20 protein-coding genes are annotated in these 26,163 nt (G+C 43.4%); 13 read left to right on the plus strand and 7 right to left on the minus strand.

Annotated elements, in window-relative coordinates; all coding sequences use genetic code 11:
- Positions 1–17: 17 nt before the first annotated feature.
- Positions 18–581, minus strand: a complete 564-nt coding sequence (locus F3I09_RS05710) for an isoprenylcysteine carboxylmethyltransferase family protein (protein WP_149694083.1) — start codon at positions 579–581, stop codon at positions 18–20.
- A gap of 22 nt (positions 582–603) precedes the next feature.
- A complete protein-coding gene (rpiA, locus tag F3I09_RS05715) occupies positions 604–1,278 on the minus strand; it encodes a ribose-5-phosphate isomerase RpiA (protein ID WP_149694084.1) in 675 nt (224 codons plus the stop codon).
- 80 nt (positions 1,279–1,358) lie between these two features.
- On the opposite strand from rpiA, the gene F3I09_RS05720 reads away from it, so the two are divergent.
- From F3I09_RS05720 to F3I09_RS05755, 8 genes are read left to right on the plus strand one after another with little or no spacing between them, the layout of a single operon-like run.
- Positions 1,359–2,648, plus strand: coding sequence for an MFS transporter (locus F3I09_RS05720; protein WP_149694085.1), 1,290 nt, complete (start codon positions 1,359–1,361; stop codon positions 2,646–2,648).
- An 11-nt stretch (positions 2,649–2,659) separates the two neighbouring features.
- Positions 2,660–3,613 (plus strand): carotenoid biosynthesis protein, encoded by a 954-nt coding sequence (locus F3I09_RS05725; RefSeq protein ID WP_149694086.1) that lies wholly within the window; start codon positions 2,660–2,662, stop codon positions 3,611–3,613.
- Between the two features lie 54 nt (positions 3,614–3,667).
- Positions 3,668–4,012 (plus strand): hypothetical protein, encoded by a 345-nt coding sequence (locus F3I09_RS05730; protein WP_149694087.1) that lies wholly within the window; start codon positions 3,668–3,670, stop codon positions 4,010–4,012.
- A gap of 38 nt (positions 4,013–4,050) precedes the next feature.
- The gene (locus F3I09_RS05735; protein WP_149694088.1) at positions 4,051–5,358 is read left to right on the plus strand and encodes an SWIM zinc finger domain-containing protein; all 1,308 of its coding nucleotides are present in this window, start codon (positions 4,051–4,053) and stop codon (positions 5,356–5,358) included.
- 6 nt (positions 5,359–5,364) lie between these two features.
- Positions 5,365–6,813 (plus strand): DUF5691 domain-containing protein, encoded by a 1,449-nt coding sequence (locus F3I09_RS05740; protein ID WP_149694089.1) that lies wholly within the window; start codon positions 5,365–5,367, stop codon positions 6,811–6,813.
- 36 nt (positions 6,814–6,849) lie between these two features.
- The gene (locus tag F3I09_RS05745) at positions 6,850–7,926 is read left to right on the plus strand and encodes an AAA family ATPase (RefSeq protein WP_149694090.1); all 1,077 of its coding nucleotides are present in this window, start codon (positions 6,850–6,852) and stop codon (positions 7,924–7,926) included.
- Positions 7,927–7,935: 9 nt separating this feature from the next.
- Positions 7,936–10,182 carry a DUF5682 family protein gene (locus F3I09_RS05750; protein ID WP_149694091.1) on the plus strand — a complete coding sequence of 749 codons (2,247 nt, stop codon included), beginning with the start codon at positions 7,936–7,938 and terminating at the stop codon, positions 10,180–10,182.
- Positions 10,183–10,188: 6 nt separating this feature from the next.
- Positions 10,189–11,319 (plus strand): VWA domain-containing protein, encoded by a 1,131-nt coding sequence (locus tag F3I09_RS05755; protein WP_149694092.1) that lies wholly within the window; start codon positions 10,189–10,191, stop codon positions 11,317–11,319.
- Here the strand turns inward: F3I09_RS05755 and F3I09_RS05760 are convergent, their stop codons facing one another.
- Positions 11,320–15,987: a DUF3320 domain-containing protein gene (locus F3I09_RS05760; RefSeq protein ID WP_149694093.1), complete on the minus strand. Its 4,668-nt coding sequence runs from the start codon at positions 15,985–15,987 to the stop codon at positions 11,320–11,322.
- 118 nt (positions 15,988–16,105) lie between these two features.
- Between F3I09_RS05760 and cls the strand changes: the two genes are divergently transcribed.
- Positions 16,106–17,584, plus strand: a complete 1,479-nt coding sequence (gene cls / locus F3I09_RS05765) for a cardiolipin synthase (protein ID WP_149694094.1) — start codon at positions 16,106–16,108, stop codon at positions 17,582–17,584.
- A gap of 7 nt (positions 17,585–17,591) precedes the next feature.
- Here cls and F3I09_RS05770 read toward each other — a convergent pair whose 3' ends face one another.
- The 3 genes from F3I09_RS05770 to mnmG all read right to left on the minus strand — a co-directional run bounded on the left by F3I09_RS05770 (position 17,592) and on the right by mnmG (position 21,643).
- Positions 17,592–17,942, minus strand: a complete 351-nt coding sequence (locus tag F3I09_RS05770; protein ID WP_149694095.1) for a hypothetical protein — start codon at positions 17,940–17,942, stop codon at positions 17,592–17,594.
- Positions 17,943–18,011: 69 nt separating this feature from the next.
- A complete protein-coding gene (locus tag F3I09_RS05775) occupies positions 18,012–19,097 on the minus strand; it encodes a lactonase family protein (RefSeq protein ID WP_223233146.1) in 1,086 nt (361 codons plus the stop codon).
- 677 nt (positions 19,098–19,774) lie between these two features.
- Positions 19,775–21,643: a tRNA uridine-5-carboxymethylaminomethyl(34) synthesis enzyme MnmG gene (gene mnmG, locus F3I09_RS05780; RefSeq protein ID WP_149694097.1), complete on the minus strand. Its 1,869-nt coding sequence runs from the start codon at positions 21,641–21,643 to the stop codon at positions 19,775–19,777.
- A gap of 1,275 nt (positions 21,644–22,918) precedes the next feature.
- Here mnmG and F3I09_RS05785 point away from each other — a divergent pair.
- Positions 22,919–23,113, plus strand: coding sequence for a hypothetical protein (locus F3I09_RS05785; RefSeq protein ID WP_149694098.1), 195 nt, complete (start codon positions 22,919–22,921; stop codon positions 23,111–23,113).
- 221 nt (positions 23,114–23,334) lie between these two features.
- Here F3I09_RS05785 and ybeY read toward each other — a convergent pair whose 3' ends face one another.
- Entirely contained in the window at positions 23,335–23,766 is a 432-nt protein-coding gene (gene ybeY / locus F3I09_RS05790; protein ID WP_149694099.1) for an rRNA maturation RNase YbeY, read from the minus strand.
- Positions 23,767–23,965: 199 nt separating this feature from the next.
- Here ybeY and F3I09_RS05795 point away from each other — a divergent pair, with 199 nt between their 5' ends.
- From F3I09_RS05795 to F3I09_RS05805, 3 genes are all read left to right on the plus strand, one after another.
- Positions 23,966–24,205: a FeoA family protein gene (locus F3I09_RS05795; protein ID WP_106600116.1), complete on the plus strand. Its 240-nt coding sequence runs from the start codon at positions 23,966–23,968 to the stop codon at positions 24,203–24,205.
- Between the two features lie 64 nt (positions 24,206–24,269).
- Positions 24,270–25,229, plus strand: a complete 960-nt coding sequence (locus tag F3I09_RS05800; protein ID WP_149694100.1) for an AraC family transcriptional regulator — start codon at positions 24,270–24,272, stop codon at positions 25,227–25,229.
- 67 nt (positions 25,230–25,296) lie between these two features.
- Positions 25,297–26,013 (plus strand): SDR family oxidoreductase, encoded by a 717-nt coding sequence (locus F3I09_RS05805; RefSeq protein ID WP_149694101.1) that lies wholly within the window; start codon positions 25,297–25,299, stop codon positions 26,011–26,013.
- Positions 26,014–26,163: the final 150 nt, after the last annotated feature.

Genomic DNA, 26,163 nt, shown 5'->3' on the forward strand with positions numbered 1-26,163 from the left:
GTAATTAGAACCTTATGCTAATATACAAACGGTATCAGTCGCCATGTCCCTTTCTTATAATCAAGATACTCCTGCCCGAAATTTGATATCAACAATTCCTCCTCTATTTTCATCCTATAGAGAACCGCTCCGAGTACCGGCAGGAAACCGATCAGCACCGCTATCCAGCTGTTAAATGCCAGTGCATTGCCAAAGAAAGAGATCAGCATCCCCAGATAAGAAGGATGCCGCAGATATCTGTACATGCCTGATTTCACAATTTTATGATCTGCCCGGATAGCCACATCCACGGTGAAATACCTTCCCAATGTATATATGGCGGTAAACCGGAATAGCATACCTGCCACAATCAGCCCCAACCCTATATCAGGCACAAGGGCTGAAGTACTGATCGGCCAGCTCAATTGCCACGACAGAAAATGCGCCAGTGGCAATGCGATCATGATTGTGATCCAGATAATACGCAGAGACTGTTTATCAGCCCGTGTTTTATCAGATTGTGATGATCTGAGCAAACGGCTTAGCAATATCTCTGACGTAACCCAGATTACAGCAATAAACAGATGAAGGTTTGGGTGCATGGAGAAAGACTGTTATATACTATCAGATGGTCTTCACTTCACCATTTTCATAAGCGATAATTACTGTCGGTTTCATGTTGATAAACAGTCCTGTTTCAACAACACCGGTAATCGCCTTCAGCTGGTGATGCAGTTGCTCCGGATTTTCAATTACGCCAAAAGCGCAATCAAGAATGTAATTCCCGTTGTCTGTGATATATGGCTTATCTTCTTTTGTTCTCAGTGTAGGCGCTCCCTGCAGGGACTGTACTGCTCTGAACACCAGTTCCCAGCCAAAAGGGATGATCTCTATCGGCAAAGGAAATTTACCGAGAGTCTTTACATACTTACGCTCATCTGCTACGATCACTTTTCTTCTGCTGGCCATGGCAACAATCTTTTCACGCAGCAAAGCTCCTCCTCCTCCTTTGATGATCTGCAGATCGTAACTCACCTCGTCTGCGCCATCTATATCAATATCCAGTTGTTGTATTTCACTGAAAGATGTAATGGGAATACCCAGCTCTCTTGCCTGCTTTTCGGATGCAAGGGAAGTTGCTACGGCACGGATATTCAATCCGCCTTTTACCATTTCGCCGAGCTTCTCTATGGCCCAGTAGGCCGTTGACCCTGTTCCTAATCCTACCAGCATACCGGGCTGTACCAACGCTGCAGCCTTCTCTCCCGCTGCTTTCTTTGCTTGTGTGATCGTATCCATTGATTATCCTGTTAAATGTTTAGCAATATAATACTATTGCCCCGATTGTATTATTTTTGAAATCTACCCTCCTTTCAATAATGAATAGTTATCAAAAAAATGATACCGCCCGCCGTATAAAAGCCATTTTCACAGGCTCTATCGGCAACCTGGTTGAATGGTACGATTGGTATGCCTATGCTGCCTTTGCCCTGTACTTTGCGCCTGTCTTCTTTCCCAAGGGAAATCCTACAGCTCAGCTGCTGGATACTGCTGCAATCTTTGCCGTTGGCTTTCTTATGCGTCCTATCGGTGGATGGCTGTTTGGCAGCATTGCTGACCGTAAAGGCAGAAAAGCGTCAATGACCCTATCCGTGTTATTGATGTCCCTCGGTAGTATGATGATCGCCCTGGCTCCTTCCTATAACACTGTGGGCATCTTCTCTCCTTTCATTTTGCTAATGGCCAGGCTCCTGCAGGGGCTTAGCGTAGGAGGTGAATATGGCACCTCTGCTACTTATCTCAGTGAGATATCGACACCGGGAAAGAGAGGTTTTTATTCCAGTTTTCAATATGTCACGCTCATCGGTGGACAACTAACCGCACTGGGTATACAATTATTGCTTCAAAAGGTTTTTCTTACACCGGAGCAGCTACATGAATGGGGCTGGCGCATTCCTTTTGTAATAGGCGCGGGGCTCTCTCTTTTCGCCCTGGTGATCCGACAGCACATGCAAGAGACTGTTTCCACAGAAAAAGAGAACAAAAAACGGGGCTCTGTGCTTATACTGCTGAAAGAACATCCCAAGGCCGTGCTGACAGTTGTAGGATTAACCATGGGCGGAACGCTTGCCTTCTACACCTATACCACATACATGCAGAAGTTCCTGGTCAATACCGTGCATCTTACCAAGGAAAGATCCACCGTACTTACGTTTTCCCTCATGCTCATTTATGCCTGCCTGCAGCCGCTGTTTGGTATGCTGAGTGATAAGACGGGCCGTAAGCCACTATTGCTTGGTTTCGGGATATTGGGCACCTTGCTCACGGTGCCTATCCTGTCTGCTATCAGCCACGCAACTACTGAGTGGATGGCCTTCGTCCTTATCCTCGCTGCACTGATCATTGTAAGCGGGTATACTTCCATTAACGCAGTTGTTAAGGCAGAAATGTTCCCTTCCGAGGTAAGAGCGCTGGGTGTTGGTCTTCCTTATGCACTCACAGTGGCGCTGTTTGGCGGTACTGCAGAGTATATTGCCCTGTACTTCAAAAAAGCAGATCATGAATCCTTGTATTACTGGTATGTTACCGGTTGTATCTTTATATCCCTGATCGTTTATACCCTTGTGAGAGATACAAAACAGACCTCTTATATGGATAAAGAACCTTGAAAATCCCTGTTATGCTACCTTATGCAAACATGCCTTATGGCTTCCCTCCTGCTTTCTGTTATCCAATTACAGAAATCTGTATGATCTTGTTGTTCGTCCTTTCTTTATTTCATGCGTGGAAAAGAGGAACAGGACATGTAGCCTATCTGCTAGGAGGGTTGGGCTTTGGACTACTGCTGGAATATGTTAATGTTATGTCCAATGCCGGCTATAAATATGGCCAGTTCTGGCTGATGCTCGGACATGCGCCTGATAACATTCCTGTCTGCATCGGTATGGGATGGGGCATAATCATTTACACATCCAGGCTTGTGTCTGACAGCCGGGGCCTGCCGCTTATCGCTGCCGCAGCATTTGATGCGCTGCTGGCGCTGAGTATTGACCTGAGCATGGATATAGTAGCTTATCGTTTGCATATGTGGCATTGGGACTGGGAAACTCGCGGAGTAGGGCTCTCTCCACTTACGGCACAATGGTTCGGTATTCCCTATGGGAACTTCTTCGGTTGGCTGTGCGTGGTGTTCTTTTACTCCACATTTGCCCGCACACTTGAAAAGATACACTTCCGTGGCCGTGTTATCACCCGCATCTGGCAGGCCATCACGCCGCTGTTATCCATTCTTGTTTGTCAGGCTGCATTATGGATCACCCTCTTTCCCATGTCAAGCTGGCTACATGAAAAGTTCGGCATTACAAGCAGGGAAAAACTGATCTTCCTGCTCATCTTATTCCCGATACTTAGTATCTGGGGATTCAGGAAAAAACGAACCCTGCAGGCCGGTAAACTTCCCGCCGTCACATGGCTGGTGCCTGGCTGGTTTCATCTCTACTTTTTTGCCTGGTTATTCATAGGCGGCTTTGCAGGGGAAAACCCATGGATGACATTCTTTTGTATACTAAACCTGCTGCTCGGCATATTTATTCATTGGTGGACTCATCTTCGCAAACCGGCAATAGGTTCCTAATATTTTAATCCCGAACTTAGCAACCGGATGTTATTTTAAAATCTTGAAGAAGCTATGCAACAACAGGAAAGCAAGAGTCAGAAAATCAGCAAAATTGCGGCAAAGACAGCCCTGAGAATCTTTATTATCATTCTCGCTATGGGGCTCCTGCCGCTTATCGCGGGACAGGGCGAATCATGGGAGGCAAAAATGGTCAATGCTCATCTGGTGTTCCCTAGTAAGTGGACACTTGTTTTTCCGGCCGTACTATTTATTGGTTTTATTACGCTCGCCATCCTTTGCGTGAAAAATAAATACCGGCAAACAGATATAAACTGGCTGCTGGTCTTAAATTCTGTTATCCTGATCACTTACCTTGTGATGTTATATACCAGGATTTATCATGCGCTGCTGGCGTAACATTGTTTGTATACAGTACTTTTTAAACTATATATCCATTGCGCCTATCAGAAGAACAGGTGCTTGCGTTGGCACCAGATGAACCTTCCAGGAAAGCCGGAAAGGCATTGGCCGGTACTGCCAAATGGGTAAGTAAAGGGGCTAGTGAACTTGCCTTGTGGGGAGAATGCCAGGGAAGCGGTAGCAAGCCTTATCAAACACAGATAGATCTCTCTGATAATATTGCTTTCAAATGCAGTTGCCCCAGCCGTAAATTCCCCTGTAAACATGGCATTGGATTAATGCTATTGTATGCACGGCAGCCGGAATTATTTACAGATAATGTTCCGCCTGCCTGGGTGAATGACTGGTTACAGAAACGGGCTCAAAAAGAAACAAAACAATCAGAGAAGGAAGAAAAATCTGTTGATGAAACGGCACAGGCCAAAAGGCAACAGGCCCGGCAACAGAAAGTGGAAGATGGCATTTATGAGCTGTTACTGTGGATGAAAGACATCGTCCGTAATGGTCTGCTACAGCTGCCGGAGAAGGGTACTTCCTATTGGGAAACCATGGCCCGCAGAATGGTGGATGCACAGGCGCCCGGACTGGCCGGCATGGTACGCGCACTATCAGAGATCAATTTTTACAGTGAAGGCTGGCAGCATGAATTCATGGACCAGTTCCTCCGTATTTACCTGGTAACTCAGGGCTTCCTCCAGGGAGAGACCCTTTCCCCGGCTTTACAACAGGAACTTCGCTCACTTGTGGGTTTTACACAAAGCCAGGAAATGCTGCGACAACAGACGGGCACAAAAGATACCTGGTTGATCCTCAATAAACAGTCCACAGAAGAAGATAATCTCACAACAGAAAAATATTGGCTGTACGGCCTCCACACCTTTCAGCCGGCGCTGGTACTACAATTCTATGCCAGAGGAATGTCAAGACCGCAATTGTTACTAACACCCGGCATGTCTATTGAAACAGAACTGGTCTATTTTCAGTCCAATGTACCTTTGAGGGCTATCATTAAAGAACCGGTCATCAACAATTCCCTGCAGGATACATATGGACTACCCGGATGGCAGGAGCTGGCAGCTGCAGAAACTTCCCTTTCGGAAAAGATGCCTGTCCGCAGTGAACGGCCGTATATTGTACAACAGCTCACCCCTGTTCAGCATAACATGAAATGGTGGCTGAAAGATCAGCGTGAGCAGATCATGCCGCTGAAAAGTAGCTTCCGGAATATCTGGAAACTATTGTCTTTGAGTGGCGGCCATCCTTTGGATATGGCTTTACTCGGAAAAGAACAGGAATACGAACCCCTGGGCGTATGGCATAATGGTACCTATAAATTATTATAGCAGGACATGTGGAATAATATTATCAATACCGCTTTGTTGGGTACGGGGAAAAAGCAGTTAACACCTGCCGATCTTCCGGCAGACCTGGCGCCTGTGGCAGAAAAGATAATGAGGGATAAAAGCCTTGATGCGGAGACACAGTTTCTACATATAGCTGCAGTTATGCTGAACTACAGGCAAAGCGGCGTGAATCCTGTTAACAACAGTGGAATTCCTTTAGACCCCGCCCCTGCAGAAGAGCGTCCTTATTGCAGCATCCAGGCAATATACGCCTTACAGGATGCACTTGATATGGACCTGTTACCATTAGTTACCTATTGGCTGGAGGCTTGTCATGATAAAGGACAGATCGTTGTGCCGGAATATGTTCCTGTATTATTAGATACTGCCGTCTCACAGAAACGTATACGCCATCTTGCGATGACTGTATGTGGAAAACGTGGACAATGGCTGAGCAGTATGAATCCTGACTGGCAATTCCCTTTTGCCGTAAGCAATGAAGATCGCTGGCAGACTGGTAGTGCAGAAGACCGCCGACAGGTATTGCAGGAGATCAGGCAATCCTATCCTGGTATGGCGCGCGAGTGGCTACAACAAACCTGGACTCAGGAGAATATTTCCACCAGAACAGAATTCCTGAAGATCATGCGCATTAATATCTCTGAAGATGATCTTTCCTGGCTGGAAGCTCTGCAGGAGAAAAACCAGAAAGTAAAAGATGAAGTTTGGGCCCTCCTGAAGCAGATCCCGTCCTCGTTCATTGTACAATCTTACTGGCAAATATTGCAGCGTGCCATTTCCCGCGGACCAGGCCAATCGTTACACATTTCTTTACAGCTGCCTCTTGATAAACGGATTATTGACTCCGGCATCGCTACGCTGAGTAATGAGAAGAACCTCAGCGAGGAAGCCTATATCCTCTTTCAATTGATGGGTTGTGTTCCTCCTTCATGGTGGGAATCTCTTTTTAACACAGATAAAGAAGAGGTGCTGGAACTTTTTGAAAAAGATGATCTTGGTAAACGATTCATACCTGCACTTATACTTGCAGCAGGCCGGTTTAAGGATACAGTATGGTTAAGATTATTGCTTCAAAAAAGTACTGCTTTTTATCCGGATGTTATACCCTTACTACCTGCTACAGAACAGGAAGCATACGCATTACGCCTGTTCAGTAATTATCCGCAGGATGTGATTAATTACCTGAGCAACCGCACGGATGAATGGGGCCTTGAAATTACCGGTGAGGTATTAAAATGGATGGCCCGTAATCCTTATCAGTATACCCGTAATTTCTTTGATAAGCATGTATTGCAGCTTTCGCCGGTAATAACAGACGAACTGGAAAAGCTTGCCCCGGAAGAGCCTGCGTACCAGGCTACCTGGCGAAATACCAGCGAACATATACGAAAGCTCTTGTCCGTTAAAGTACAGATCAACAATGCTTTCAAATAATTATAAATCGAATCGATCACTTTCAAGCACATAAAGATGTCAAACGTACTACGTCAACATGCCGAACAATTGTTCCTTGAGGAACTGGAAGAGTTGAAAAAGCAGGATACTGAAAAGCGTCCTTACACCTGGCAGTTATCCCCACAGGCAGTAGTAACATATCTGATGGGAGGACGACTGAAGAATGGATTTGAAGTACAACCCAAATATATTGGCAACCGCAGACTTATAGAGATCGCTGTTGCGACACTTACTACTGACAGGGCCTTACTCTTATATGGACTGCCAGGTACCGCCAAGAGCTGGGTAAGTGAACATCTTGCTGCTGCTATCAGTGGAGATTCTACCCTGATAGTGCAAGGTACTGCCGGTACCGGTGAAGAAGCTATCCGCTATGGCTGGAACTATGCGCGACTACTGTCTGAAGGACCCTCAGAAAAAGCATTGGTAGAGACGCCGGTGATGCGGGCCATGCAAACCGGCAAAATAGCAAGGATAGAAGAGCTAACCCGTATCAGTGCTGACGTGCAGGACACACTGATTACAATACTATCTGAAAAGATCTTACCGGTTCCTGAACTGAATACCGCTGTGATGGCGCAAAAAGGATTCAATATCATCGCTACGGCCAATAACAGGGACAAAGGTGTAAATGATCTTTCCAGTGCATTGAAGCGCCGTTTCAATACAGTGATATTACCAGTACCCGACTCCATCGAGGAAGAAATAGATATTGTAAAACGCCGTGTCGAAAGCTATGAGAAAGTAATGGAACTGCCTGCGGAAAAGCCTGCTGTAGAAGAGATCCGCCGTATTGTAACCATCTTCCGTGAGTTAAGAAATGGCGTTACTACAGACGGTAAGACCAAAATAAAAGTGCCCAGTGGTACTCTCAGTACTGCAGAGGCCATCTCTGTTGTGAACAACGGGCTGGCCATGGCAGCTTATTTCGGCGATGGACAACTAAAAGCAACGGATCTGGCAGCCGGCATTATTGGTGCGGTATTAAAAGATCCTGTACAGGATAAACTGGTGTGGCAGGAATACCTGGAAACAGTGGTAAAAACCCGCGAAGACTGGAAAGATATTTACCGCGCCTGCCGCGACCTATAAACAGACCTTATGTCAATACACATATTAGGCATACGACATCATGGGCCCGGTTCTGCCAGACATGTAAAGGAATACCTGGAAAAGACCCGGCCTGACATTGTATTGGTAGAAGGCCCCCCCGAAGCAGACGGTATACTGGAGTGGGTGGGTAATGAACATTTGGTTCCACCGGTGGCTATTCTTTGCTATCAGCCGGAGGCTCCTCAGAAAGCGGTATTCTATCCGTTTGCGGCGTTCTCGCCGGAATGGCAGGCTATTTTATATGCACGCAAAAACAAGATCCCGGTGCGCTTTATGGACTTACCCATGGCGCATCAGTTTGAATTAAAAGCAGCACGTGAACCAAAGACAGATGCTGAAGAAGCGCCATCTTTGAATAGCACACTTGCCCCTCACATACCCGACGCCCGTACCGTAAAATATAATCCTATCGCTTATCTGGCCGGCGCAGCTGGTTTTGAAGATGAAGAGAAATGGTGGGAACATATGTTTGAATACCGGCAAAATCCAGAGGAAGTATTTACTGCGATAACAGAAGGTATACAGGCATTACGTCAGGACCTGCGTCTTCCCTACGACAGAGAAGAACAGCTGCGTGAAGCACATATGCGCAAAACTATCCGGCAGGCAGAGAGGGAGATGTTCACAGAGATTGCCGTTGTTTGTGGTGCCTGGCATGCGCCTGCCCTCATCAATATGCCTAAGGCGAAAGATGATAATGATCTGCTGAAAGGCCTCCCTAAAGTAAAAGTAGCTACTACATGGATTCCATGGACCTATAATCGTCTAAGTTATAGCAGTGGCTATGGCGCCGGTATCAATTCCCCTGGGTGGTATGAACATAACTGGCGCTACCCTGCCGATGACGGGACCCGCTGGATGGCCCGCGTAGCGAAATTATTCAGGGAACAACAAAAGGATATATCAGTCGCTCATGTGTTGGAAGCGGTTCGTCTTTCATCTGCATTGACAGCGCTCAGGCATCTGCCCAAGCCGGGATTGGAAGAGCTGAACGAGGCTACACTCAGTGTGCTCTGCAACGGAGAAGACTTCATGATGCAGCTGATCAATAATGAACTCATTATCAGTGATAAGATTGGAGAAGTTCCTTCAGATATTCCCCGACCGCCCTTACAGACAGACATCGAAAAACAGCAGAAGAGATTACGCCTGCCACAGACGGCAGATTTCAAAGATTACGTACTTGACCTTCGTAAGGAAACTGATCTTGAACGAAGTATCCTGTTGCACCGGCTGGAAATGCTCGGCATTCAATGGGGTCAGCGTTACGGTACTAACGGTAAAGGCACTTTTAAAGAACAATGGCGCCTGCAATGGGATCCGGGCTTCTCGATAGATATCATTGAGAAGGGCAGCTGGGGCAACACGGTGGAAGAAGCTTCCTCTCAATATGTACAGCATCAGGCACGTACTACTACCTCTTTGAAAGAAGTGGTTACCTTATTAGAAACAGCTATCCCTGCTGAATTGCATACTGCCGTTGAAGTATTAGTACAGCAGGTAAATAATCTTGCCGCTGCTACCGGCGATGTAATGCAATTGATGACTGTCATACCTGGCCTGGTGCAAATAAGCCGGTATGGTAACGTAAGAAAAACGGATGCATCACTGGTGGAAAATATCATTACCGGAATGATCACACGTATCTGTGTCAGTCTGCCCGCTGCCTGTATTTCTATTGCTGATGATGCTGCAACGGAATTACTGGAACTTATCTATGGTATGAATGATGCCATCCTGATATTACAGGAAACGGATCTTACCACACAATGGCAACAAACACTCTTTCAGATAGCAGGCAACGATAGTACAGCTCCGATCATTGGCGGCTATGCTACCAGACTATTAACAGACCACAGGCAAATTGCGGGCAATGAGCTGGTAAAAACATTTAGTTATGCCATGTCTTCTGCTACGCCGCCTGCAATATCTGCAGCATGGCTGGAAGGCTTCCTCAAAGGCAGTGGTACATTATTGCTTGTAGATAATGATCTCTGGACTGTGGTATATAACTGGATGCATCAACTGGAAGAAGAAGCCTTCAAACAATTACTGCCTTTACTGCGGAGAACCTTTTCCAATTTCAGTAAACCGGAAAGAAGAAAACTCGGCGAAAAAGCAAAGAGTGGAACTAATGGCAACGCTGGCATTCATCAGCAGGAGATTGACAACATAGATACAGCAAGAGCACTGAAAGGAGTTCCTGTAGTATTACAAATGTTAGGTATTAAATAATAATCTATGGACGATCTGAATAAATGGCGCCTCGTGTTGGGAGGGAATGATGCAGACGGCACCGGGTTCTCCCTTGGCGGACAGGAACTGCAAATGGACAAGACATTAGAAGCCCTTTATGATAGTGAAAAGAAAGGAGGTCTTGGTCCCTCATCTCCTAACGTAAGCCGCTGGCTGGGAGATATCCGCACATTTTTTCCGGCGTCTGTTGTTCAGGTGATGCAACGCGATGCTTTGCAACGTTTGAACATCACACAGATGTTGCTGGAAAAAGAAATGCTCGAGAATGTAGAGCCAGACGTACACCTGGTTGCTACATTATTAACTTTGCGGCATGCCATTCCCGACAAGACAAGAGACACTGCCAAACAAGTTGTAAAAAGAGTAGTGGATGATTTGCTGAAAAAGTTGACACAACCAACGCTACAGGCAATTACAGGTAGCCTTCACAGAAGTGTTCGTAACAGAAAGCCCCGCCACAACGAAATCAACTGGCATGCTACCATACTCAAGAACTTACAGCATTATCAGCCGGAATACAAAACGATTATTCCTGAAACCCGTATTGGTTATGGACGTAAAACAACCTCTCTGAAAGATGTTGTCCTCTGCCTTGACCAGAGTGGATCAATGGGCACCTCCGTTGTTTACTCAGGTATCTTCGGGTCTGTAATGGCCTCAATACCTGCTATCAAAACGCGCATGATTGTTTTCGATACCGCTGTTGCTGACCTCACAGAAGAACTGGATGATCCTGTTGACCTGCTGTTTGGTGTGCAGTTAGGCGGAGGTACTGATATTCATGCGGCCCTATCATACTGCCAGCAGATCATTACAAAACCTGCTGATACAGTACTTGTGCTGATCACCGACCTCTTTGAAGGAGGTAGCGATGATAACATGCGGAAACGTGCAGCTGAGCTGATAGCAGCAGGTGTACAGGTAATCGTATTACTTGCACTAAATGACGACGGTGCGCCTGCTTATGATCATAGCAATGCACAATTCTTTTCCAATCTGGGTATTCCTGTCTTTGCCTGCACCCCAGACAGATTTCCGGATCTAATGGCTGCTGCGCTCAGCAAACAGGATATTAACAGCTGGGCCGCTAAGGAAGATCTGATATTGAAAAAGTGACTATTTTACTTTTAACCATTCATCGTCCTGGTAAATAATGCCATCCGTTAAAGCCTTTTCAATGGCTTCCTGCAGATCCACTTTCAGATCTTCAGTAACCCTGGCAAAACCAAGTGTCTTTGCAATAATTGATATTGCTGCAAACATCGTAATAGCAATTGCATCGCCTACCACCTTTTCAATCACCACCTGTAATTCTTCAGGTGCGATGTAAGTCATTCTGCGCGATACAGCAGGAAGATTCGCTCTGCTACGTACCAATGGTGTCTCCATCGTCGAATCCCACAAGAATTCATCCTTCACAACTACTGAATCATTGCCAACAGCATCTGCAATAGCTTGTTTCAATACATCACGTATTCTGTTACCTACACGCGATACATCAGCTGCATCAAGTATCCGGCGCGTCACTTCTTCCACATGAACAGGACTTTCCACACGTACTACCATTTCCAGCCATGATCTTAATTTATCAGCCGGATGCTGATGCAGATCTTTTGCCGCTATCTCTTCCGGCAATACCGCCATCTCGTACAAAGGCACATCACTTCCCTCCTCTTCATCTTCTCTTATCATAGTATAATCGTCCTCAGGTACATCATTCATATCCTGATTATCGCGCTGTCCTCCGCGTATATTTTCAATAGCTGTTATCAGTCTTTTCAACTCCCGTGCCGGGTGGCGGAACCAGTCTGTACTCCATACATTATAAATGTTCCAGCCCATATTCTCCAACACCTGCTGACGCAGTCTATCTCTATCTTTTGCAGAACGTGCAGTATGATATGCAGCTCCATCACACATAATACCAAGGATATATTTACCAGGATGCTCCGGATCAACTACTGCCAGGTCTATATAAAATCCTTTACTGCCGATCTGCTTCTTTACATTGTATCCTGCTGCCGTTAAATGCTCCGCAACAAGTATTTCAAAAGGAATATTTACAGGCATGCCATCTGTATATCCACTTTGCATTGAACCATGCTGTGCGAAATACAGGAAGTTCTTTAACGCACGTACGCCTTCACTTTCTGTTTTATTCAGATCGATATCATCAGAAGTCAGGTTAGTAAATACCTCACAGCGTTGCTTTGCCCTTGTGATCAGCACGTTCAATCTTTTCTCACCCCCTTCATTATTCAATGGTCCAAAAGACAGATTCACCGTGCCTTCCGGTGTACGGCCATAACCAATACTGATAAAGATCACATCACGTTCATCCCCCTGAACATTCTCCAGGTTCTTTACAAAAAACGGTTCGTGCGGATGTGCTTTGAAGAACATTTCCACCTCAGGCATTTTCTTTCTTGCCGCTTCCAATGATTGTTGTATGGCCTGCATTTGTGCAGAGCTGAAAGCAACAACACCAAGACTCATCTCCGGGTGATTTTTTGCGTGTTCGATCACAGCTTCGGTGATTGCATCTGCTTCGCGCTGATTCGTTCTTGTCTTACCCCGGTCGTATGTTGCATCTTTTAAATGATGATAAACTAATCCCATTTTGTGTTCCGCACCCGGGCTTGGGAAGATCACTAACTTGTCTTCATAGAATTCATGATTGGACATACTGATGAGTGATTCATGTCTGCTGCGGTAATGCCAGCGCAACATTCTCTGCGGCGCACCCTGTGCATCACACATACCCAAAATGCTGGGCATATCTGCAGTTACATTTTCTTCATCATCTACTTCTTTCATCAATGAATCAAAGAACGTACTTGGTGGCAACTGTTTGCTATCACCGACTACAACCAGTTGTTTTCCTCTCAGTAAAGCACCCAGTGCATCTACAGGTCTCACCTGACTTGCTTCATCAAATATTACAAGGTCAAATTGCAGAGATCCTGGTGGTAAGAAGTTTGCAATAGAAAGAGGGCTCATCATGAACACAGGCTTGATAGCTTGTATTGCTAATCCCGCAGCCTGCATCAATTTACGTATAGGCATATGCCGCGCCTTCTTGTTAAATTCTGTGCGCAGTACATTCACCTGTCCGCCAGCTTCCAATGGCGGTACACCATCCCAATGTTTTAATGCAGCTCTTGCCCTGTTATATTGCAGGTTAAGTGTATCTAATTTTACAAACTGTTTTATTGCAGCTTCATGGCTTGATCTTTCAAACTTGCGTAACGATGCATGCGCTATCAATGCTTTTTCCCACAGATATTCATACCATGTTTTCTGCAATGCGCCTTTTAATGCAGTCACACTTTCCGGCCAATATGCAACTGCATCTGTCAATATCTGAAACCCTTCTGCTGTGGCTGTTTCTACCAGGTTGTTCCAGGAAATAGTATGATGTATTTCAGGTAATCCATTGATCCATGATTGCATCAGCAGGATCTGATCTTCATAAGGCCTTTGCAGTAATGGTGTGATATCGAGGAAGCGCTTTTTATCATTCAGTGCAAATGCAGTAACAACTGCATCTATTGCTGCTCCCTGTTGCGATAGGTGTGTCAGCAGTGTATCATAGTACCGCTTAGCTATTTCTACAGGTTCGTTCTTTTCCAGGTAATCCAATATTACGGACGAACATGTGCCGTAACCAATCTGCTTGTGTACTTCTGTTAAATAATTAGCGATGCTTTCAAGTAATTCCCAGTTTGTTAATCCCTTCTGCCAACGCTGTGCAAACAATTCCTTCGCAAATGTCTCATGTTCCTGCAACAGTTTACTTAATCGCCTTGCTTCCAGAATAGCATCGATGCATGATAACTTACCCTGCAGATCATCAGGCGCACCTGCTTTACATAAAGCAGCTAACTGGCGGTTGGTCTTGTTATAATCCCCATTCAGAAATTTATACCACTTATCTCCATAGGCCAGTAAGTTCTGCCGCATTTCAAGTACCTGCTGATCCCATGCTTCAGGTATCAGAACAGCATCATAGACCTGATGGATCTGGCGTAAGCGTTTACCTGTTTCGATCAGCTCTTTGATATCTTCTTTCTGTTGCAGCCATGCAGGATGTTTCAATTGTACTCCTGATATATCCGGACGCACAGATGCGAGTTGTACAAAGAACGACAGGTCCATACTATATTTCCTGGTGAGCGGCATTGCTAATCCTACCTGACCGGCGATAACAGCACTTTCATGTTGCAAGGAAATAGTTGTACTTTCTGCTTTCTGTAATATGGGTATTAATTTATCCTGGCCGGCAGGAGTTAATACCGTTAACTCACTCCCCCAGAACAACAATGCCGAAGGTATACCTGTTTCTGCAAGTCTGTTCTCTACCCTTGCGGCCATCGCTTCTGCACGTTGCATGCGCAATGCATTCCATGCATCAATATCGGGTATAGCTATGCGGGGTAATGCTATTGTTGCAAACTGTTCTTTGAGTTTTAACAAATAACCCATCAACTGATGAGGAGTAATACCACTTTCTCCGACAGGTGTATTTACAGCAGTGCTGTAATCATTCAACTCTTTCCTGTAATCGTCAAGTAATGTTACTTCCTGCTGCAGTTGAAGAATAGCTGGCTTGCCCAGTTCCAATGTTCTTCTTAATTCCTGATGCAGTTCTTTCTTGTTTGCTTTGTGACTATGCAGTTCAAGACATGCCTCTCCCAATTGAATACTATCAAGCCTACGTTTCACTACTTCCAGCGCAGCCATCTTCTCAGCAACAAACAACACCTTCTTTCCTTCACCAACTGCATTGGCAATGAGGTTAGTAATAGTTTGAGATTTACCTGTACCGGGAGGTCCTTGTATCACAAGATTACGTCCTTCCTGCACAGCCAGCATCGCCAAAAGTTGAGAGCCATCTGCATCAACTACCTGATGTAATTCATCGGCGGTTGTTTCTGTATCAATAAATACATTATCGGAAAGATTTGGTGCATTCTCTTTGAACCCATCTCCGAAAAGACTCTGCAGAATAGGATGATCAGCAGGTTGCTCATCGGCAGGCCATCCAGCACTATCAAGATCATGGTAGAGCATTAATTTACCAAAGGAGAAAAACCCAAGTTCTACAGCATCAGTAATAACCTCCCAATCCTGCATACCGTTGATAGTTGCTGAGATCTGCTCTATATAATCAGCGACAGCTATTTCATCTGCCTCCGGCATATCGGGAAGTGCAATACCAAATTCTGCTTTTATCTTAGTCTGCAAGCTAAGGTTCATCTCCACCTCACTACCGGTATAGCGTAAACGAAATTTCTCCCTTGCACTGGATCGCTCTAGAGAAACAGGTATTAATATTAATGGCGCCTGCCGCAACTCTTTACCATTATCTTTTTCATACCACTTCAACATACCTAATGTCAGGAACAGAATATTTACACCCTGTTCTTCCAGGCTGGTACGTGCAGCATAATAGGTATTTAATAACCTGTTCTGTAATGCAACCGCTGTTTCAGTTGTCTGCAAGCGTGTATCATATACTATTTCCTCCGGTTCCTGCAGTGGCAGTGGAGGTTCAGCAACATCGCCTTCTTTTTCTTTCTTTTCTTTTTGATCAGTTTTAGGGAGAAAGGTCATTGCCTTTCCCTGCTTCACCAATACCTCGTATATATTGGCAACGCTTTCCTGTTCAATATGCACTCCACGACTAAGGGGTAAACGGTAATTCAACAAGGGGTTACGTAGTCCCAGATCCAGTAGCTCCCGGCGTGAGGCCTCAAGTTTGATAAGGATTGATTCCTTCATGTACAGTTCGTTGTAAGAACAAAAAAAATGATAATTTATGTTAAGAACGATTGATGGGGATAATTTATTCTAATAATATTACCATTACCTTTATTCTTAATTATTTAGAAGCAACTGCGTGTATCAGATATTATATTTCCTCTGGGGCACAGACTGGCATATAGCATTGAAAATCACCGGTTATGTGCTCATTTCACTCTCCTTTATCGGAATAGTGGGCACTATTTTGCTGGAAAACCGTAATCCAGTCAAAGCGATGGCCTATATCATGCTGTTGATCTTCCTACCCATACTGGGATTAGTAGTATATTATTACCTCGGTAGGGATCTCCGTAAAAAACGCCGTTTTACCCTCAAAGGCAGTAAAGACGAAACATTGATGTTGCGTTTTTGGGAGTCTCAAAGGAAAGAGATAGAACATCTGCAGATACAGCTCAGGCACCTGGTAGCAAGCAAGCAGGAAATATCTGCCATGTTACTGAACACCCGACACTCCGTACTTTCCCGCGACAATCGCGTGCAACTCCTGCTGAACGGTGAAGAAAAATTCCCGGCAGTTATGGAAGCATTAAGAGCAGCAAAACATCATATACATATTGAGTACTACATTTTTGCTGCAGATGATGTAGGGAATGAAGTTGCAAATATTCTTGTTGAGAAATTAAAAGAGGGAGTAGAAGTCAGATTTATATATGACGACCTCGGAAGCGATGACATCGGAGACATTCCTGATCTGCTGGAAGAACATGGCGCAGAAGTTTTTTCTTTCTCACCGGTACTGATCAATTTTTATCTCAACGCCAACTACCGTAATCACAGAAAGATCATCATCATAGATGGAGAAGTAGGATTTACAGGAGGTATCAATATGGATGCCCGTTATCTTAACAACGAAAAAAATCCGGTATTCTGGAGAGACACTCATCTAAAACTGGAAGGAGATGCTGTCAATTTATTACAACTGCAATTCATGATGAGTTATCGTTATTGCAGCAAAAAAACTTTCCCTTTCGGTCCTCCCTACTTCCGCCGTTCCGATCTTCGTGAGAATTGTTTTGTGGATATTGTTGCCAGCGGACCTGATTCAGAATTTCCCATGGCAATGCAGACTATTCTGATGGCGATCAATCTGGCAAAACGTTCCATCCGCATCAGTAATCCGTACTTCATTCCCAATGAACAAATATTAACTGCTTTGCAGATGGCTGCACTCGCCGGCAAAACTGTACAACTGATATTACCTTTCAGAGGAGATTCTTTTTTTGTTCAACATGCAGCACAGTCTTACATCAAGTCTATGCTTGATACCGGAGTAAAAGTTTATTTCTATCAAAAGGGTTTTATACATGCCAAGTCAATTGCAATAGATGATAATCTTGCCATTGTTGGTTCTGTTAATCTGGATTACCGGAGTTTCTATCTGAATAGTGAAATTGCAGTAGTTGTTTATGACAAACAATTTTTGCACAAGTTAAATTCAGCCTTTGAACAGGACCTACAGGATTCTGTTCACATCGAACGACGTCTATGGAAAAACCGTTCCATTTGGGAAAGGTTCATTGATGCTTTATGCAGACTGCTAACTCCATTATTATAATATGTCGTCATGGCTCGTTGTTGCCTTCTTCCAAATCTTCATGCCTATCTCCACCTAAACTATAGTAATTATTTTCTTCATCCTCTTCTCCTATCCGTTCATTCTCATCATCAAGATCTGCTCCCGGAACATCAAGCCCTTCCTCACCCTCTTCCTGCTCAGCCGGATTACCGGATGACTCTCTCGCCAGTTCATTATTGATACGGGAGGACCTGGTTACTTTTTCCACATCAAGATCTTCCTGTTCACCCCTGTAAGTGATATCTTCATTTGACGGATAGGCAGGATAACCCGGAAATTTTTCGTCTTCTTTTAATTCGGACTTTTTATCTGTCGGTTTTGCCACTTTCTTTTTCATAGTCATTCTTTTTAAGTTCTTCCGAAAAAGTTATGCCAATCAGACACACAGTAAAGTAGCCCATTCTTATTAGTTACTGCCGATCATTTTTAAACATACCGGCTTAGGAACTTTAATTTCCTGCCCGGTAGCTTTTAATAAGCCGGTCGTTTTATTTCTTTTAAACACTACTACATTATCGGTATTCTGATTTGCTACTAATAAAAAGTTACCATCTGGCTCGATCATAAAATTGCGCGGTGCCTTTCCACCTGTTGCCTGTTCCCCTTTTTTTACCAACTGTCCATTTTTACGATCTATACTATAGATAACAATGTTGTTCAACTTATCTCTGTTGGAGGCGTACAAAAATTTCCCATCCGGAGAAATGTGAATGTCTGCACCCGACACAGGTCCCTTGTAGGTTGCAGGTAAAGTTGATATAGTCTGGAAAGGAATCAGTTTCTCTCTTACATAATTAAAGCCCGTCACTTTTCCGTCCAGTTCATGAATGACATATGCCCATTTTCCGTTGGGATGAAAAGTAATATGTCTCGGACCAGATCCGGGAGGTACTAAAGCGTATCCGGTATCTGCCGGTATCAGTGGTAACACATCTCCCTGTCTGTAAGAGTAAATGACAACCTGGTCAATACCCAGATCAGACACATACAATGATTTATGGTCCGGACCAAATACGGTACAATGCACATGTGGTTTTTCCTGTCTCTCCTTGTTTGGCCCTCTACCTGTATGTTCGATGGTCTGTACCGGTGCATCAATTTTTCCATCAGCACGAACAGGTAATACGGATAAACTTCCTCCACTATAATTTCCCACAATTACATATTTGCCATCCTCGTCGGTAGTGATGTAACAAGGTGCGGCTCCACCTGAAGCTTGCTTATTCAGAAAAGTCAGTTCACCACTGGTTGTATCCCATTCGAAAGCGCTTACTCCTCCTTCATTATTTTCATTTACTGAATACACATGTTTTTGATCAGGTGCAATAACCAGGTAAGATGGGTTATCTACATTTTTGGTAGTGCTCACATAACGTAACGCTCCTGTACTGGTATTAAATGCATAAACATTAATTCCCTCTTCCGCACTTTTTGTATAGGTACCGATCAGCAAATATTTTTCCTTCGTTGTATCAGTTTGTGCTGGTAGCATTGTCGAGGATAATAAAAGGGTGCAGGTGAGTAAGGTATTGAGCATATATTGGGACTTTTTTGGTTAGACAAATTACTAAATATGATATAAAGTAGAAAAAAGCATTTTAAAGCCCTTTTTCTTTAACACACCCCATTTTGAGCCAATCATATTACCCATTAAGAGATCGTCGAAATTTAAGGAGATAATGAGGTCGCTCTTAAAGTAGTTAATTAATTGATAATCAATAATTTAACGCTTTTCGAATAAAAAGCCCAGTCCGAAGAAACGGACCGGGTACTATATACTTCTAATTTAACCTTAACTTTAATCGTTATTCATTATGTTGAATGAATGAATATAATTGGAACGATGTTACATTACATTGAATTGCAATGTCACATTTATCCATATAGTTAGATCGAGAAATAGTTGTTGGTAAATTTTCCAGGAAATCCGGTGGTGAATAAATTCATAGCTCAAACTAAATGCTCATCAGTGGAACTGGCTATAAATAAATTTCAACCTGCTTCGTTAGAAATTCTTCGTGGATGAAAATTGTTTCAGTCGAGTCATAGGTTCAGTCTCTTTCATCTTTTCAGGGTCCTCAGATTTTGGTCGACAAACGAATATAGACAAAAAAAATACATGCCCATAGAAAGCATGTATTTTTTATTTTCAATTCAATAACTTTTTTTTTACCTACCCATATACACCATCAGGATTTGAACATCACTTGGATTCACTCCACTGATCCTGCTTGCCTGGCCTAATGTACGCGGACGAATTTTATTAAATTTCTGTCTTGCCTCTGTACTTAGTGAAACGAGTTTTGAATAATCGAAACTATCAGGAATAATCAGGTCTTCCATCTGGCTCATTCTTTTTACCAGATCAATTTCTTTTTCGATGTAGACTTCATACTTGATCTGTATCTCTGCCTGCTCCAAAGTTTCGTCACTAAATTCTGCAAGTGCTTTTCCGATTTTCGCTACGCTATTCTTCATAGAAAAAATATCCAGAGAAGGTCTTAACAAAATCTGATAGGCACGCATCCTTTGAGGAAGTGGTGAAGAATTCTTTTCTGCCAGCAGGTGATTTATTTCTTCCGGATCAATCGGTAATTCCTTCAGGATACTTTTTATCTTCTCCACCCCTTCTTTCTTCAATGTCACTTTATCCAATCTGTTCTGTCCGGCCAAACCCATTTCAAAACTTTTTTCAGTCAGACGGAGGTCTGCATTATCCTGTCTTAGCAAAGTTCTGAATTCAGCTCTCGAAGTAAACATACGATAAGGTTCATCGGTACCTTTATTAATCAGGTCGTCAATCAACACTCCTATGTATGCTTCACTTCTCTTCAACACAAATGGCGCCTGACCACTTGCTTTCAGATGAGCATTGATACCTGCCATCAATCCCTGACAAGCTGCCTCTTCATAACCAGTCGTTCCATTGATTTGTCCAGCAAAAAACAAATTCTGGATTTGTTTAGTTTCCAGCGAGAATTGCAACTGGGTTGGTGGAAAGTAATCATACTCTATCGCATACCCTGGACGGAACATTTTAACATTCTCAAATCCGGGTACCAACTGCAGTGCTTTATATTGTACGTCTTCAGGAAGTGATGTTGAAAAACCGTTGACATAAATTTCCACAGTATTCCAACCTTCCGGTTCTACGAACAGTTGGTGCCTGTCTCTTTCTGCAAACCGGTTGATCTTATCTTCAATACTTGGACAGTATCTCGGACCTACTCCCTGAATCCTTCCCTGAAACATAGGTGATCTGTCAAAACCAGTCTTCAGCATTTCGTGTACTTTATCACTGGTATAAGTGATATGGCAACTTCTTTGTTGTTCCGGTTTGATCTTTTCGACATCTAAAAAAGAAAAACCAGTGATCACTTCATCACCCGGCTGCTCTTCCATTTTTGAATAGTCCAGACTCCTTGAGTCAATTCTTGGAGGCGTTCCTGTTTTCAAACGGTCACTTTCGAAGCCAAGAGAAACAAGTTGTTCGGTAATTCCAGTCGCCGCTTTTTCTGCTACCCTTCCTCCACCGAATTGTTTATCTCCAATATGCATCACTCCGTTCAGGAAAGTACCATTGGTTAATACTACTGACTTCGCTTTTATTTCATGACCGAGTCCGGTTACCACACCATAACAAATACCATCTTTCACTAAAAGTCCCTTTACCATATCCTGGTAAAAGTCTACGTTGGGAGTTTGCTCCAATGCTTCTCTCCATTTTGCAGCAAACAGCATACGGTCATTCTGGGTACGAGGACTCCACATAGCTGGTCCCTTTGAACGGTTCAGCATGCGGAACTGTATCATTGACTGATCTGTAACTATACCAGAGTATCCACCCAGGGCATCAATCTCTCTTACTATCTGACCTTTGGCGATGCCCCCCATTGCAGGGTTGCAACTCATCTGAGCTATAGTTTGCATATTCATGGTTACCAGCAATACCTTGGACCCCATATTTGCAGCAGCTGCCGCCGCCTCGCAACCGGCATGTCCGGCGCCTACCACAATAACATCGTAAGATGGAAACATAATTTTGTTTAAATAGAAATGCAAAAGTACATAGAAGGAAGGATATATAATGTTCCACGTGGAACATCTTTAAGAATGTTCCATAATGAGCCGGTCTTCCAAATATAAAGAAGAAATTGGTCAACCCAATCCACTCTTTTGAAAAGAGATATACCAGAATAATCCACCTAGTTCGCCAATATATCTAATGAAAGGAAGATCCTCTTTATATGATATTCGGTACCCCTTTAGTTATTTCTTATCAATTCTCCAGGCTGCTCCAATTAATCTTCCTTTATACGCACAAGAAGAATCATACTATTTTCTCTCTTGCTGAACTTCTTCGGTCCAGGGAACGAGTCGTATAGTCAGCATCGATTACACTTTCTATCCACCCAATTGTACTATCTCCGTCCCCATCAGCATTTACTCATCATGATATATCTTAAAATTCTACCCGTATCAATACCGCTCCATCCCAGAATCGTATCCTACATTTATAAGGCGGACACATCCAACATTTAATAATAAACAGTGTAGGTAGCACCATCAGGGAATATATCTCTTGGTTTGCCATTTCTAACCCAAAGGGCATCGCAGGGTTGCCGAACTTTGAATCCTAATTAATACACTATAAGTCAAGCAAGCCGTTCTTTATTTTCACTCTTATGGCGCAACAGTCGCAGTGTAACAAACAGTAGTAATCTCATCTCAGATAAAGCCACCTCAACCACATAACTACTGATCAACTAACACTGTTACTTCCATCCGATATGGGAGATCCCCCGGGGACATGTAGTGAATATACTTTCATACATGAAGCCTATCTGAAGCATATAACAATCATCCATTTCTAAAGAATACACGTCCCCCCTGCTAATCATCAGGCCCCTGATACATATATCAGCCTAAGCTGTACAGCCTATCAAAGACATACATTAATTTGTATTTGAGCAGGTATAACCTATTTATCTACTATAAAGGCCATTCATTTATAAATCTATACATAATACAGTATTTACATCGTCTCAGCAAAGCTTCTACCATAGTGCGTTCCCTGAGATAACCCATATATAACCCATATATAACCCATATTTAAGCCATATATAACCCATATTTAAAAGATATGGGTTATATATGGCTTATATATGGATAGACTATAGTTTACAGATGAGTTATAGTAAAGAAAGCTCCGTTAATTACGCCTGGTTCAGAGGTATAATGAACCATATTCAGTTTAACATTTGATGGATTAATCCAGAGGTTACTGTAACACAGACCTGGAGAACCCTTATTATGGAATGTCCGAGAGTAGTAGAAGCTATCAAAGAGGAAGGACCTAAACGCTTAGACTTACCTATCTGGGAAGGTTCGGGATTATATACCTACAGCCTGGCATGGTGGAATTCATACCCGATACAACATGACTACCCTCTCAATAGCGCTGCTATATCAAAGGATGATCCATTGCTCTTTGCTAATTGTGATTGAAAACATGTATTCTCAATTCTCCGGTTTGAACCAGGCTACAAACATGAGGCTCCCATATGATTGCGTATTAGGTAAATGAGATCATGGCAGGCTAGTTAGGAACTCGGAAAAGCTATCATGGTCTGCTTGCCGATAGAAGCAGCAGGCTTGGGAGGCCATACAAAAACAAAACCCCGGGATGTATCTAATCCCGGGGTTTAATAAATGTTCCACGTGGAACATTATGAGTTTATTCCAAAGTAAAGTTCCAGGTATTCATTCTCTTTCTGCCGCATCAGTGCAGACTGTTCTTTAGTTTTATCTTTAAATCCACATAAATGCAAAGCCCCGTGAAAAATTACCCGATGCAGTTCATGTTCTTCGGTAACTTTAAACTTCAATGCATTTTCTTTTACCCTATCTACACTTATATATATTTCCCCTTCGGTAATCGCAGGGTCCTCTCCTAACTCAAATGTTACTATATCTGTAAGGGTATCGTGTTGCAAAAACTCCTGATTGATCTGCAATAAGTATTCATCTGTACAGAAAACGTAATGCAGATTCCGCAGTCCCTGCCCTTCCCTGCTAAACAGATTCTTTATAAAAGTCTTTAATCCTGTCCTTTTTTTAAGATTTAGTTTCACCTCATGAGCGGTAAAATTGATAGCCATAACCCGTGCGCTGTGTTTTGTAAGTAATTGAGAATGTAAAAATATAGTGAAATTTCCGTTTCGCCCTCATCTGTCTTTGTTCGATTGGGACTCAGCCTGTACCTTTGTTCCATCAAACATCGACCTTAGTAAGATATACAATTTATCACCTGCTAAGTTTGAAAAAAAGCACCAGGCATTAAAGATTAAATTACAACGGATGAAAAAAGGAGTGATTAAATTGTCTTCGCTTGCTATAGGTAAAAGTGCTGTTATCACGTCTTTTGAAAAAGATGATCTGCACATCAAGTTAATGGAAATGGGATGCGTACCCGGTGAAACCGTAAAAGTAGAAAAGATAGCTCCTCTGGGAGATCCAATATCTATCATGGTAGCCGGCTATAATCTCTCCCTTCGTAAAACAGAAGCTGACTTTATATGGGTGGAAGAAGTAGTCTGAAATCCAAAATACGAATGATCCATCCTCTATTGACAGATAATGGATCATTCGTATTTTTGGTAGTATGAAACTACCTGGTAACATTCCAACCCATCACCTCTCCTCTCAACACGCAGATCTTCACAGAGACAAGACCCAAAGCTCCCCGTTCGGCTACCACCAGCTGGCAAACAATAAAAGACTTCCAGGCTTCGAAATTTATTCCACAGATGGAATGATACCCGACTATGGTCCCGCAAAATCCGGCTTTTTCAGATTTGGAATACTCATCAACGGCTCCCTCCGGATACAACTCGGCCTGGAACACTTTGAAGCTGGCGCAGGCACAATTAACTTTTCCATCCCTGGGCAAATACATGCCAAGTCAAATGTCAGCCAGGATATATTTGGATATTACCTCTTATTTGAAGAAAGTTTTATCCAGGACCTGATTTCACAAAACAAACTGGGATACGAATTTCCATTCCTTAACTATGCGGGCCAGCAGATTTTCAAATGTAACAAGGCAGAGATAGAAGAACTAAGGTCCCTCCTTCTTAAAATAAATCAGGAGCTGCAGGAAATGAATTCAGGTAGGGACATTGCAATAAAAATGTATCTCTACCTGATGTTGTTGACAGCAAAAAGAAGCTACGAAAGACAAAACCTCTCAGCTCCACCACCAGATCCAGGTACCAGCTCCTATTTAATAACTCAGTTCTATAAATTGGTTGGCGAGCATTTTCTATCTCTCAGACAAGTTGCCGATTATGCAAAACTGCTTCATGTTACACCCAATCATCTGAATAGAACTGTAAAAAGTGCCAGCAACAAGACAGCCTCGGATGCTATTAGTGAGATGTTGGCACAGGAAGCCAAAGTGTTGCTAAGATCCACTTCCCTGTCTGCCGCCGAAATAGCTTATCAGTTAAACTTTAGCGAGCCGGCTGCCTTTAGCCGTTTCTTTAAGAAATCGACCGGGCTGACTCCCCTTGTATACCGCCAGCAAGAAAATAAAATTGAATCTGCAGTATCTGGTCAATGATCTGCATTCTTTGAACAATTTTTCCCACCAACAACTTTGAAACTTTGCATTGTAAAACAAACAGACAATGACAAAGGATCTTAGCAATCAAAAAGCAGTTGTTGCCGGCGGCACCTCAGGTATCGGATTGGCTACTGCAAAAATGTTATTCAGGTTAACCGGAGACGTAACGGTAACAGGACGTGATCAGAAAAAATTAGACGCACTTCGTGTATCCGATCCTGAGTTGAAAGTGGCAGCATTAGATAGTAACGATAAAAATGAACTAACAAACTTCTTTTCGTCAACCGGCTCATTCGATCATCTGGTTATCACCCTTAGCGGTGCAAAAGGTGGCGGATTATTTCAGGAACTCTCATTGGATGACCTCCGGGAAGGTTTTGAGAAAAAATTCTGGCCCTACCTGCAAACTATACAAACCGCCCTACCCTACCTCAGCAAAAATGGAAGTATCACAATTCTTACAGCATCCTCTACGACAGCCCGCCTGTCTGGCACAGCCGGATTGGCTGCCATCAACGGCGCTCTGGAAGTAATGGTTCCAATCCTGGCTAAGGATCTCAAACCAATTCGTGTGAACGCAATCTCTCCGGGAGTAATAGACACTCCCTGGTGGAACTTTTTGAATGAAGCAGATAAACGTGCGACATTCGAACAATTTTCAGAACAAATTGCTGTAGGAAGAGTTGGTACGGCTGAAGAAATAGCCCACGCAATTGTTGGAGTTGTGGCTAATAACTATATCAACGGAAGTACTATTTTCTGCAACGGCGGACTTTCCTAATCCCACACGCTGTCTTTGAGCAAAATTGTAATTAGCTCATTAATTTCTGGTAAATCGCGAAGCGCTCTACATTTTATCCTTCCCGTAAATAGTCAGGATCCAATTTCTCATCGCATTTATAAGGCCTTCATTTTTGAAGGTCTTATATTT

It is taken from the genome of Chitinophaga sp. CF418 (assembly GCF_900142925.1).
Classification (GTDB): Bacteria; Bacteroidota; Bacteroidia; order Chitinophagales; family Chitinophagaceae; genus Chitinophaga.

What these genes read in the sequence shown, in the direction of transcription:
- F3I09_RS05710 (WP_149694083.1), bottom strand. Translation starts at nt 581, where the DNA reads ATGCACCCAAACCTTCATCTGTTTATTGCTGTAATCTGGGTTACGTCA.
- rpiA (WP_149694084.1), bottom strand. Translation starts at nt 1,278, where the DNA reads ATGGATACGATCACACAAGCAAAGAAAGCAGCGGGAGAGAAGGCTGCA.
- F3I09_RS05720 (WP_149694085.1), top strand. Translation starts at nt 1,359, where the DNA reads ATGAATAGTTATCAAAAAAATGATACCGCCCGCCGTATAAAAGCCATT.
- F3I09_RS05725 (WP_149694086.1), top strand. Translation starts at nt 2,660, where the DNA reads ATGCTACCTTATGCAAACATGCCTTATGGCTTCCCTCCTGCTTTCTGT.
- F3I09_RS05730 (WP_149694087.1), top strand. Translation starts at nt 3,668, where the DNA reads ATGCAACAACAGGAAAGCAAGAGTCAGAAAATCAGCAAAATTGCGGCA.
- F3I09_RS05740 (WP_149694089.1), top strand. Translation starts at nt 5,365, where the DNA reads ATGTGGAATAATATTATCAATACCGCTTTGTTGGGTACGGGGAAAAAG.
- F3I09_RS05745 (WP_149694090.1), top strand. Translation starts at nt 6,850, where the DNA reads ATGTCAAACGTACTACGTCAACATGCCGAACAATTGTTCCTTGAGGAA.
- F3I09_RS05750 (WP_149694091.1), top strand. Translation starts at nt 7,936, where the DNA reads ATGTCAATACACATATTAGGCATACGACATCATGGGCCCGGTTCTGCC.
- F3I09_RS05755 (WP_149694092.1), top strand. Translation starts at nt 10,189, where the DNA reads ATGGACGATCTGAATAAATGGCGCCTCGTGTTGGGAGGGAATGATGCA.
- F3I09_RS05760 (WP_149694093.1), bottom strand. Translation starts at nt 15,987, where the DNA reads ATGAAGGAATCAATCCTTATCAAACTTGAGGCCTCACGCCGGGAGCTA.
- F3I09_RS05770 (WP_149694095.1), bottom strand. Translation starts at nt 17,942, where the DNA reads ATGAAAAAGAAAGTGGCAAAACCGACAGATAAAAAGTCCGAATTAAAA.
- F3I09_RS05775 (WP_223233146.1), bottom strand. Translation starts at nt 19,097, where the DNA reads ATGCTACCAGCACAAACTGATACAACGAAGGAAAAATATTTGCTGATC.
- mnmG (WP_149694097.1), bottom strand. Translation starts at nt 21,643, where the DNA reads ATGTTTCCATCTTACGATGTTATTGTGGTAGGCGCCGGACATGCCGGT.
- F3I09_RS05785 (WP_149694098.1), top strand. Translation starts at nt 22,919, where the DNA reads ATGGAATGTCCGAGAGTAGTAGAAGCTATCAAAGAGGAAGGACCTAAA.
- ybeY (WP_149694099.1), bottom strand. Translation starts at nt 23,766, where the DNA reads ATGGCTATCAATTTTACCGCTCATGAGGTGAAACTAAATCTTAAAAAA.
- F3I09_RS05795 (WP_106600116.1), top strand. Translation starts at nt 23,966, where the DNA reads ATGAAAAAAGGAGTGATTAAATTGTCTTCGCTTGCTATAGGTAAAAGT.
- F3I09_RS05800 (WP_149694100.1), top strand. Translation starts at nt 24,270, where the DNA reads ATGAAACTACCTGGTAACATTCCAACCCATCACCTCTCCTCTCAACAC.
- F3I09_RS05805 (WP_149694101.1), top strand. Translation starts at nt 25,297, where the DNA reads ATGACAAAGGATCTTAGCAATCAAAAAGCAGTTGTTGCCGGCGGCACC.